This window comes from Clostridium sp. (assembly GCF_051278035.1).
GTDB lineage: Bacteria > Bacillota > Clostridia > Clostridiales > Clostridiaceae > Clostridium_AD.
The window spans coordinates 21,346-32,338 of the sequence record NZ_JBNMNU010000007.1; the positions used below are offsets into that span (position 1 = coordinate 21,346).

The 10,993-nt window shown below is 31.0% G+C and carries 11 protein-coding genes and 1 other annotated feature; of the genes, 4 read left to right on the forward strand and 7 right to left on the reverse strand.

Features of this window, described 5'->3' with window-relative positions:
• Window positions 1-63: 63 nt before the first annotated feature.
• Complete coding sequence (locus ACJAX4_RS02290; RefSeq protein ID WP_435787836.1) at window positions 64-366, reverse strand: hypothetical protein; 303 nt, start codon at window positions 364-366, stop codon at window positions 64-66.
• 138 nt (window positions 367-504) lie between these two features.
• The gene (gene ymfI, locus ACJAX4_RS02295; RefSeq protein WP_435787864.1) at window positions 505-1,245 is read right to left on the reverse strand and encodes an elongation factor P 5-aminopentanone reductase; all 741 of its coding nucleotides are present in this window, start codon (window positions 1,243-1,245) and stop codon (window positions 505-507) included.
• A gap of 676 nt (window positions 1,246-1,921) precedes the next feature.
• Here ymfI and ACJAX4_RS02300 point away from each other — a divergent pair.
• The 3 genes from ACJAX4_RS02300 to ACJAX4_RS02310 all read left to right on the forward strand — a co-directional run bounded on the left by ACJAX4_RS02300 (window position 1,922) and on the right by ACJAX4_RS02310 (window position 5,346).
• Window positions 1,922-2,638 (forward strand): YesL family protein, encoded by a 717-nt coding sequence (locus ACJAX4_RS02300; protein ID WP_435787837.1) that lies wholly within the window; start codon window positions 1,922-1,924, stop codon window positions 2,636-2,638.
• 182 nt (window positions 2,639-2,820) lie between these two features.
• The gene (gene tkt / locus ACJAX4_RS02305; RefSeq protein WP_435787838.1) at window positions 2,821-4,812 is read left to right on the forward strand and encodes a transketolase; all 1,992 of its coding nucleotides are present in this window, start codon (window positions 2,821-2,823) and stop codon (window positions 4,810-4,812) included.
• 363 nt (window positions 4,813-5,175) lie between these two features.
• Window positions 5,176-5,346 carry a 4Fe-4S binding protein gene (locus ACJAX4_RS02310; protein ID WP_435787839.1) on the forward strand — a complete coding sequence of 57 codons (171 nt, stop codon included), beginning with the start codon at window positions 5,176-5,178 and terminating at the stop codon, window positions 5,344-5,346.
• A gap of 58 nt (window positions 5,347-5,404) precedes the next feature.
• Here the strand turns inward: ACJAX4_RS02310 and ACJAX4_RS02315 are convergent, their stop codons facing one another.
• The 5 genes from ACJAX4_RS02315 to ACJAX4_RS02335 form a co-directional block, all read right to left on the reverse strand.
• A complete protein-coding gene (locus tag ACJAX4_RS02315) occupies window positions 5,405-6,256 on the reverse strand; it encodes a YitT family protein (RefSeq protein WP_435787840.1) in 852 nt (283 codons plus the stop codon).
• A 121-nt stretch (window positions 6,257-6,377) separates the two neighbouring features.
• Complete coding sequence (gene asnS / locus ACJAX4_RS02320; RefSeq protein WP_435787841.1) at window positions 6,378-7,769, reverse strand: asparagine--tRNA ligase; 1,392 nt, start codon at window positions 7,767-7,769, stop codon at window positions 6,378-6,380.
• 63 nt (window positions 7,770-7,832) lie between these two features.
• Window positions 7,833-8,086: a binding site (T-box leader), on the reverse strand.
• A 188-nt stretch (window positions 8,087-8,274) separates the two neighbouring features.
• A complete protein-coding gene (locus ACJAX4_RS02325; protein ID WP_435787842.1) occupies window positions 8,275-8,523 on the reverse strand; it encodes a hypothetical protein in 249 nt (82 codons plus the stop codon).
• 78 nt (window positions 8,524-8,601) lie between these two features.
• Entirely contained in the window at window positions 8,602-9,465 is an 864-nt protein-coding gene (locus ACJAX4_RS02330; RefSeq protein WP_435787843.1) for a YitT family protein, read from the reverse strand.
• Window positions 9,466-9,762: 297 nt separating this feature from the next.
• Window positions 9,763-10,500 carry an MBL fold metallo-hydrolase gene (locus ACJAX4_RS02335; protein ID WP_435787844.1) on the reverse strand — a complete coding sequence of 246 codons (738 nt, stop codon included), beginning with the start codon at window positions 10,498-10,500 and terminating at the stop codon, window positions 9,763-9,765.
• Between the two features lie 76 nt (window positions 10,501-10,576).
• On the opposite strand from ACJAX4_RS02335, the gene ACJAX4_RS02340 reads away from it, so the two are divergent.
• Window positions 10,577-10,945, forward strand: coding sequence for a VOC family protein (locus tag ACJAX4_RS02340; protein ID WP_435787845.1), 369 nt, complete (start codon window positions 10,577-10,579; stop codon window positions 10,943-10,945).
• Window positions 10,946-10,993 lie beyond the last annotated feature (48 nt).

Genomic DNA, 10,993 nt, shown 5'->3' on the forward strand with positions numbered 1-10,993 from the left:
ATCTAAAATATAGATTGATTTTAAAAAAATAGTTTGCAAACTTAATTTACCTTTTAAAATTCTTTACTCTACCTTTTCATAATCTACATCAATAATAGCACTATCACTATAATTGATATCATCCGATTCGTCTGCATACTTTTCACTGTTATACATATTTGGCTTCACATCATTTTTACCCTTTGTACTTAACTTATATATAATGTTCTTTACACCCTTTATTATTTTATAACCATACCATGCTGCAATCGCTAAAACTGGAATTAACACAATAAATATAGCTATATAAGGTAATGTCATAAGTAAAAGAATAAAGATACCAATTGATAAAGCTGATTTCATAAATCTTGAAATTGTATATTCCATGATAATATTACCCTTCCTTCATTTAATACAATTATTATCTAATTACTAAACTCATTATATCATATAAATAGAATTTAGTATTAATTGTAACCCAATAAAGTATTAATAAATTATTAATATTTAATTTATTTTGGTTTATTATAGTATTCCACCATCTATGTTTATCACTTGCCCCGTAATATATCTTGAATTTTCACTTGCTAAAAAAGTTACGAGCATTCCAACATCGCACACTTCCCCAAATTTCATCATAGGTATCTCTGAAACTAATGATTCTCGTTCCTCGCCTGTGAGGCAACTGTTCATTTCTGTATCAATAACTCCTGGTGCTATAGCATTAACTCTAATATTAGAGGGTGCAAGTTCCTTAGCTAGTGCCTTTGTAAAAGAATTGATAGCCCCCTTAGACGCAGAGTAAATAACTTCACAAGACGCCCCTACATTACCCCACATTGAGGATATATTTATTATGCTACCGCTTTTTTGCCTTATCATTTCTTTTACAACAATATGCGAACAATTTATCGTGCCCTTAAGATTTACATTTAATATTTTGTCCCAATCCTCCGGACCCTCATCCATAAATAACCCTATTTTAGAAATACCCGCATTATTTACCAATAAATCAATTTTGCCTAATTTTTCAATAGTAGTTTTTATAAGCATTTTTGAAAACTCATAATCACTTACATCACCTTTAATTATCATAGCATAAACCCCGAGTTCTCTAATTTCCTGCAATGTCTTTTCTGCCTCTTCATCATTACTTTTATAATTTATTACAACACATGCCCCCGCCTTAGCAAGTTCTATAGCAATGCCTTTTCCAATTCCTCTAGACGATCCTGTTACTATAGCTACTTTACCTTTTAAACTCATATAATTGCTCCTTCTTATATTGTTATTTTTAATACACTTTTTACTAGCTTTTAATATTGCAGTGGCACCATGTTCTGCCATTTTAGACTCTATAATTTTCTCTAATTCCAAATTATTTTCTATATAGTTTATTATGAGGAAACTGTGTGTTTTCCGCTTAAAAGGTAAGTCACCAATTAAAGGTTTTCTACTATCAATTATATTCGTGCAAAGTTCTTCATCAGTTTTAACTTGAACCCTTTTTATGTTTTCAATTGGTATAAAAAAATATTCTGCAGTTATTGTGGTGTTATATAAGACTCCGGAATTATTTATTACTATATTAGCATTAAAAGCGCATTCAATATTAGCGAAAGCTTTTCCACCTTCATCAAATTTTTTAATACAATTTTTTTTATTTTCATAATCTTTTTTTCTAGTTTTCCACATTCTATATAGTAAATTCATAATAATATCTTCACCTCCATATTATTATCATTCTATTAAATGTATTTTGCAACTATAATTTGATGAGTTTTTATAATACATCGCAACTATAAATATCCTCTGTACATAACACCAAAATTGTATCGTCTTTTTTATAGCTTCTACCTATTTGCATTTCACATAGTTTATGTTACATTTTAAGTAGATCTATTTAAATAGTAGCATTTGATAAATGCAGTTGGGGGAACAAATGGCTAAATCAAAAAGAGAATTTGGTGAAGGACCTATAAATACAATCACTAATTATGTATTTTGGTTTTTTTTGGGCAATCTATATTTTTTACTTTTAAACATTCCACTATTTATGGCAGTACTTATACTTTTTTCTAATGGTTCTGCCCCACTTCCAAAGGGGTTTATATCTATAATTGCTATATGTTGTATTCCACTTGGACCTTCTTTTACAGCCCTTCTTAGTGTTATGGGGAAACTTATTCGCGAAAAGGATATAAATATTACAAAAGATTTTTTTAAAGCTTATAAGACTAACTTCACTCAATCATTATTTTTTGGAACTCTTGAAATAATGCTAATTTCTATACTATACGTTGATATTCAATTTCTAGCTTCCAGAAATTATCCACAAATTTTAACTAGTATTATTTTTATAATTATATGTTTAATTTTCTTAATGAGTTTACACGTATTCCCAGTAATCTCAAGATTTTATTTGAGCAAGAAAGATGTTATTAAACTTTCTCTATACTATACCATTAGAAAATTTCATATTACGATTTTAAATTGCACTAGCTTTTTAGTTGTAGGATTCATATTTACTCAAGTTACTACATTCGTATTCATATTTATGTGGAGTATTATTTGTTACTTTATAATGGTGTATGAGCAGAAAATACTAATTGAAATTGAAGGTAAATTCATAAAAAGCACTGAAAAAGTCTTGCAATAAGGTATTTCACAAAAAATATGGAACGGCTCATATGTTATAAAATACTCTAAATATATAGCTTGCTTATCTTCATATATTCTTTCATATATGATAATATATATAATATAGAATAATATAGAATAATAAAATTATATAATTCAGAATGTTATTTGCTACTTTCAACTAATAAGGAGGAAAATAAATTGAATAAAATCGAACAACTAACCGTAGATACTATAAGGGTTCTATCCGCAGAATCAATACAAAAGGCAAACTCAGGTCATCCAGGTCTCCCTCTAGGTGTGGCACCAATGGCCTATACATTATGGTCCAAACACATGAAACATAATCCTTCTAACTCTAAATGGGAGGATAGAGATAGATTTGTTCTTTCAGCAGGACATGGATCAATGCTTGAATATTCACTGCTCCATCTATTTGGGTATGGACTAACTATTGACGATTTAAAGGGTTTTAGACAGTTTGGAAGCTTAACACCTGGTCATCCAGAATTTGGTCATACAAATGGTGTAGAAGTTACAACAGGTCCACTAGGCCAGGGAATTTCTAATGCTGTAGGTATGGCAATAGCAGAAAGTCATCTTGCAGCAAAATTTAATACAAGTGAGCATTCAATTGTAGATCATTATACATATGCTATATGTGGTGACGGGGATAATATGGAAGGTATATCTTCCGAAGCAGCATCCCTTGCAGGTACCTTAGGACTTTCCAAGCTTATTGTAATGTATGATTCAAATAGTATATCTATAGAGGGAAGCACAGACATTTCATTTACAGAGAATGTAGGCAAAAGATATGACGCCTATGGATGGCAAGTTTTATATGTAGAAGACGGCAATGATATGGAAGCAATAAGTAAAGCAATTGAAGCTGCAAAACTTGAGCAAAATAAGCCTTCCTTTATTGTAGTTAAAACTATAATAGGATTCGGTTGTGCTAAAAAACAAGGTACACCTTCCGCACATGGTGAGCCACTTGGAGAAGACAATATAACTGAAATGAAAAAGTGCTTGGGCTGGAACTTAGATCCGTTTACAGTTCCAACTGAAGTAACCAAACATATGGAAAATGTAAAATCAAAACTTAATGCAAAAGAAGAAGCGTGGAAAACGCTTTATGCACAGTATAGTAAAAAAAATCCTGAACTTGCTAAAGAATATGAAGTTTGGCAAAGTGGCGAACTTTCTATAGATTTACTTAAATTAGAAGAAATGTGGAAATTTGAGGGAAAAGCTGCAACAAGGAATTCATCTGGAGCAATAATAAACATATTAGCAAAATATGTACCAAACCTTATAGGTGGTTCAGCAGATCTTGCTCCTTCTAATAAGACATATATGAAAGGCCTTGGTGATTTTTCAAGAGAAGATAGAAATGGATCCAACCTTCATTTTGGAGTAAGAGAGCATGCAATGGCAGCTATAGGAAATGGTATCTATGCACATGGTGGTCTTAAACCTTTCGTTTCAACTTTCTTTGTATTTAGTGATTATATGAAAGGCGCTATGAGATTATCTTCCCTTATGGGTCTTCCAGTAACTTATGTTCTAACTCATGATAGTATAGCCGTTGGCGAAGATGGACCAACTCATGAACCAATTGAACATCTTGCAGCACTTAGGGCTCTACCAAACTTTAACGTGTTTAGACCTGCTGATTCTAAAGAAACAGCAGCAGGCTGGTACGCTGCAATAACTTCAAAGACAACACCTACAGCATTAATACTTACAAGACAAAATCTACCTTTATATGAAGAAACCTCAATAGAATCACTAAAGGGTGCTTATATATTAAAAACATATGAAGATAAGGGTAAAAACCCTGATATCATTTTAATGGCTTCTGGTTCTGAGGTAGAATTTATTTATGAAGGAGCTAAGGTATTAAATGAAAAAGGTATTAGGGCTAGAGTAGTAAGTATGCCATGTTTAGAACTCTTTGAAACACAATCTGAAGAGTATAAACAATCAATACTTCCCAAAAATACAAGAGTTAGATTAGCAGTAGAAGCAGGTGCTTCCTTTGGTTGGCACAAATATGTTGGACTAGATGGAGATATAATTGCCATTGATAGATTTGGAGCTTCTGGTCCTGCGGATGTACTCTATAAGGAATTTGGATTTACAACAGAAAATGTTGTTAATAAAGCAATGGATTTACTTAGTAAATAATTTATAGCACCATTATAAAAAAGCTCATCTATTCAGTAATCTGAATAGATGAGTTTTTTTAGGTTTATTAATATTTTTATATTGAATAATCTTTAAATTTCTGCATATAATATTATCGATAGTTATTAACTCACAGTGAAATTGATGAGCTCATCATTAATATAAATACAGCTAAAAAAGTTATTAACTACCACTGGTATTAAATGAACTGTTTTAAATCTAGTTTCAGCTGTAACTACAATTTAATTCAGTTCATTTAATACTATATTTTTTAAAAGATTCTATTACTAAAAAACTCTTTATTTATTAGTTCAATTATGATACTATGTATAGGTAAATTAGTAAATAAAGGAGGTAGTTATTATGTCATATAAAATTAATGATTCATGTGTAAGCTGTGGAGCTTGTGAGCCTGAATGTCCAGTAAATGCTATAACTCAAGGAGAGTCCATATATGTTATCGATGAAGATGTTTGTATCGATTGCGGAGCTTGTGCAAGTGTTTGCCCAGTAGGCGCTCCAGTTGAAGCTTAATTAAACATATTTTTTATAATATAAAAGCTACTGATTTTTATCAGTAGCTTTTATATTTTTATTCATTAATATCCTTAAAACCCTCTCCCAGTGTTTCATGTACGTTATAAGTGATTATAAAAGCCTTTTTATCAATCTCTTTTATATAATTTCTAAGTTTTATAAACTGCTTTTTATCTAGAACCGTAGTTATAATTTCTTTTTCTTCATTTGTATAAGCTCCTTTGGCAGTATATAAAGTAGCTCCCCTATTTAGCTTTTCAATAACAAATTTTTTTATATCTTCTCCTTTTTCACTAACCACTTCAACTTTTTTATAGATATTCATTCCTGCAATTACCGCATCTATAGTAAACCCATTAATAATAACTCCAAGCATGGCATACATTCCAATTTTAGGACCAAATGCTATAACTGCCAATATAGTTATAAAAAAATCAGCTAAAAGCAAAGCCTTGCCAATGTCTAAGTTGAAATACTTATTAAGTATTTTAGCTATTATATCAGTACCACCTGTGGAAGCATTTTGATTAAACACCATACCGAGTCCTACTGCTCCAATTAATATTCCAAAGATTAGTTCTAGAAATAAATCATTTGTTATACTCCCACTCATAGGATAAAACTTTTCTAATACCCATACCATACCCGATAATCCCAAGCTAGAGTATATGGTTTTAACTCCAAAACTAGACCCTATGAATACAAATCCTATGATAAATAGAATTATATTTAATACAAGCATTATAGCGCCAATGGTAATCTCTGGAATATACCAATTTACAATCATAGCAAGACCGCTAACTCCTCCTACCGCCAAATCATTTGGCATGAGGAAAAAATAAAATCCTACAGTTACAAGTGCTAGCCCAATAGTTATAAAGATATATTCTTTAATAATTTTTTTCATATTCATCCTCTCCTATTACTCCCGGATAGTGTAACCACTATCTACGCGCAAATTAAAGCAGCTCCCAATTTAGATACATAAAGATCTATGTATTTTGGAAGCTGCTATATACATTGTTAAATTAAAACTCAGCAGACCCAGTTGTTCTTGGGAATGGAATAACATCTCTTATGTTGCTCATACCTGTAATATACATAATAGCTCTTTCAAATCCCAGCCCAAATCCAGCATGCTTAGTTCCGCCGTATTTTCTTAGCTCTAAATACCACCAGTAATCTTCCGTGTTAAGACCGCATTCTTCCATTCTAGCTTCCAATATGTCTTGTCTTTCTTCTCTTTGACTTCCACCGATAATTTCTCCTATTCCTGGTACAAGTAAATCCATAGCAGCAACTGTCTTATTGTCTTCATTTACTCTCATATAAAAAGATTTTATTTCTTTTGGATAATCAGTTACAAATAGTGGTCTGTTATAAACTTCTTCTGTTAAATATCTTTCATGCTCAGTTTGTAGATCACAACCCCAAGTTACTGGGTATTGGAACTGCTTCCCTGATTTTTGTAAAATATCCACAGCTTCAGTATATGTAACCTTACCAAAATCTGCATTTACAACATTATTTAATCTTTCGATTAGCCCTTTATCTACAAAACTATTGAAAAATTCCATCTCTTCTGGAGCATTTTCCATAACATATTTTATAACATATTTCATCATATCTTCTGCAAGTTCCATATCATCATTTAAATCTGCAAAAGCTATTTCAGGTTCTATCATCCAGAACTCAGCCGCATGTCTTGCTGTATTAGAATTTTCCGCTCTAAATGTTGGTCCGAAAGTATAAACATTTCTAAAAGCTAGTGCGAACGCCTCTGCTGCTAGCTGCCCACTTACAGTTAAGCTAGTTTCTTTACCAAAGAAATCCTTAGTGAAATCAACTTTTTTATCCCGATCCGTTGGCATATCCGTGAAATCAAGGGTAGATATTTTAAACATTTCACCCGCACCCTCACAATCACTACCTGTGATTATTGGTGTATGGGTGTATACAAAGTTTCTCTTTTGAAAAAACTCATGAATGGCAAAAGCAGTTAGTGAACGAACTCTAAACACTGCTGAGAAAGCATTACTCCTAGGTCTAAGATGTGCAATGGTTCTTAGATACTCAAAAGAATGCCTTTTCTTTTGAAGCGGATAATCAGTATCTGACATCCCCTCTACAAGTATTTTAGTAGCCTTAACTTCAAAGGGTTGTTTCGCATCTGGTGTCAAAACTAACTTTCCTTCTATTGTTAAAGAAGAGCTTATAGGTAGCTTAGCTATCTCTTCAAAGTTTTCTAAGTCTTCCTCGAAAATAACTTGAATGTTTTTAAAAAAACTTCCGTCATTAACTTCTATAAATCCAAAAGCTTTAGAAGATCTTAAAGTTCGTATCCATCCAGAGATAGATACTGTTTCATCCCCATATTTTTCTTTTTCTCTGTAAATTTGTTTTACTAACAATTTTTCCATAAAATTGACCTCCTCCTAATATTATACTTTCTAAAATAACAAAAACCCTCCGTCTCTTAATAATAAAGGGACGAAAAGTTATAATTTCGCGGTACCACCCAATTTGTCATAAAATATGACCACTCTAATCAGTACAGAACTATACATTCGATACTGCCCAATATTTAACGGATTGGACCCGTCTAAGCCTACTACCCTTAAGGATTTCGGTTAGAAACTCTGAGACGTTCTTCAATATAAACTTCGCATTGGCCTTTCACCATCACCAACTCGCTTTGACTACCTTTTATATCTACTCTTCTCTTCACAGTTTTTACATTTAAAATCTTAATAATTAGCATGTGCATTAATTATTTTTATATTCTACTTAAAATTATAATATTTTTAATAATAATTGTCAATTTATTTTTTAAATAAAATAAAAAACTAAAAGCAACCATTAATAATCTAATAGTTGCTCTTAATTTGGTTCTATTATCCACTAATAGCTATATTTACTGAAAAATTAATACTCTTCGTACCCGTCTTCATCTATTTCTTCGTCTTCAATTTGATCTATTTCACCGATAACTGAATCTCTTTTAGCTGTTTCTCCAGTGACTTTGTTTTCAACAACGATATTGGATTTTACAACTCCATCTACTTCACTTATAAAGGATTTTGCTACAACATCTCCTTTTTCTAAAGAGACCCCCTCAGTAAGTTTTTCTGGGTGATCAAATGTAACAGGTTTGCCATTTAATTTATCACTCATTATATAATCACTTCCCTTCTGCAGTTAGTTTGCGCAACAGAAGTTTCAATTATACTTTGAAAATGTTTCCTAAATTACTTAATTCGTAAATCCTTCACCCAGTACTTCTCTTACATCTGCAATAGTAATGAAAGCATTTTTATCTATATCTTTAACCATTTTTTGAAGAGGAACTATTTCATTTTTACCAACTACTACGAATAACATTTGCTTTTCACCCTTTGTATACATACCAGTAGCATTTATTCCTGTAACACCCCTTTTTAAATCAATCATTAATATTTCCGATATTTCAATAGACTTATCCGAAATAATGATTACCGCTTTGGAAAAATTTATTCCTTCAAGTATACTATCTATAACCTTGGTAACTATGTATATAGATATAAGTGCATACATAGCCTTTTGAGCTCCGAATACAAAAGCACCTATTGTTACTATAGTTGAATCAATCACTAAAATAATTCTAGCTATAGGAACATTCTTCAAATAAACTTTTATAATATTGGCAGCTAAATCTGTTCCACCAGTACTGGCAGATGCTCTTAATATAAATCCTAAGCCTGTTCCAACTAATACTCCACCAAATATACTAGCTATCAAAAGATCTACCTGTGGTGCAGGTATATAGCTTGTATAGAAAAGTGCAAAAGATAGATATGCCGCAGCGAACATAGATTTACCCACAAATTCTCTACCCTTTAATTTCATAGCAATGATAAGTAATGGTATATTCACCACAATATTAGTAAACCATAAAGGTACTGCTATTCCATAATGCTTTTCAGCAACATATTCAATAATAATTCCAAGCCCTGCTACTCCACCTGTTACGAGTTTCAATTGTGCTAAAAACATATTAACTCCTGCTGCAAGTATTGTGGCTCCAATAATAATGTATAAATAATTTAAAATCTTTTCATTTTTTGTATCTATTCTCATTTACTTTATCCTACCTTCATATATTATCTTGTACTTATTTTGTACACGATTCAATTTTGACTTTCACTTAATAAATTTATCACAATTATTGTATTCTGTATATAAAAAACTAATTTCTCAATAGTTTATATATTCCTTTGTAAATTTTATCCACAAATCTATGACAATATAAAAAGCACCCTATGCAATATTAGTTTAGGGGGACTAAAAAAAATATTGCATGTGGTGCTTTTTTATTTGGTTTAATTAAATGATTAACATAAACAGCTTTATTTATACAGATATATTAAAATTTTTTTAATATATTATCTTTTGACCAGAATGATCAATCTGAATTACTTTTACTTTTGGCATTTTAATCCTATCATAAAATTCTTTAGTAATACTAACATCATCCGCGAAGTGCATAGGTATTAGCATTTTAGGTTGAATTTTTTCTGCAAAATACTCTCCACCTATATAATAAAACTCTTGGAGTCTTGGATCTACAGGAAAAAAAGCTATATCAATATGTTTTTCACTTTTTAATTTCTCAACCTCAGCTTTAAAAGAGGACTCTGCAAGAGATTTTTCTTCTACACTATCTTCTTTCCAATGCCACCAATTAAGATCACCTGCATGAAAAATAGTTAATCCATCAACTTTCACGAGAAACGATATACCAATATCTGTTGAACCATAAGCTTTAACATAAATATCTTTAACTAATTTTTCTTGGCCTTCTTCTATAAATGTATAGTTTGATTTTTCTTTATTTATTTTAATATCACTACTAAATATATATTGTATATTGCTATTATAGTTTTCCCATTTCAAAATACTAGGGTTATAATGATCGCCATGACTATGAGATGTGAACACAAAAACATTCTTCATTTCCTTAATATTTTCAGGTGATAGAAGTTCTGGCTTATTACTAGTAACCTCATTTCCCTGAGGCTCCTTATAAAAATCAAATATTAAGAAGTGATCTTTAGTCTTAATAACAAACCCACTGTGGTATATATAGTATATTTCAGTTTCAATTTTATTCATAAATTTCTCCTCCTTGTAAATTAATGATATAATGTACATTATATATTAATTTTTATACAAAAGGTGGTTATGTTAAATGAAGTTTTCTTTTGATCATAATAATATAAACGTATTAGATTTAGAAAAAAGCGTAGAATTTTATAAAAATGCTTTAGGATTTGTAGAAACTAGGAGATTTAGTGCACCGGATGATAGCTTTACTCTTGTGTTTTTAGGTGATGAAACTTCTTCACATAAGTTAGAGCTAACTTTCATGACCGATAGAACTGAACCTTATAATTTGGGGGAAAACGAGTTTCATCTTGCTGTAGTTACAGACAATTTTGATGAAGCATACCTACTCCATAAAGAAATGAGATGTATATGTTTTGAAAATAAACCTATGGGGATTTATTTTATCATGGATCCAGATGGCTATTGGATAGAGATTATTCCAACACGGTAGTTATATTAATTTTCAATTAAAAGGATGTTGCTTAAACGCAACATCCTT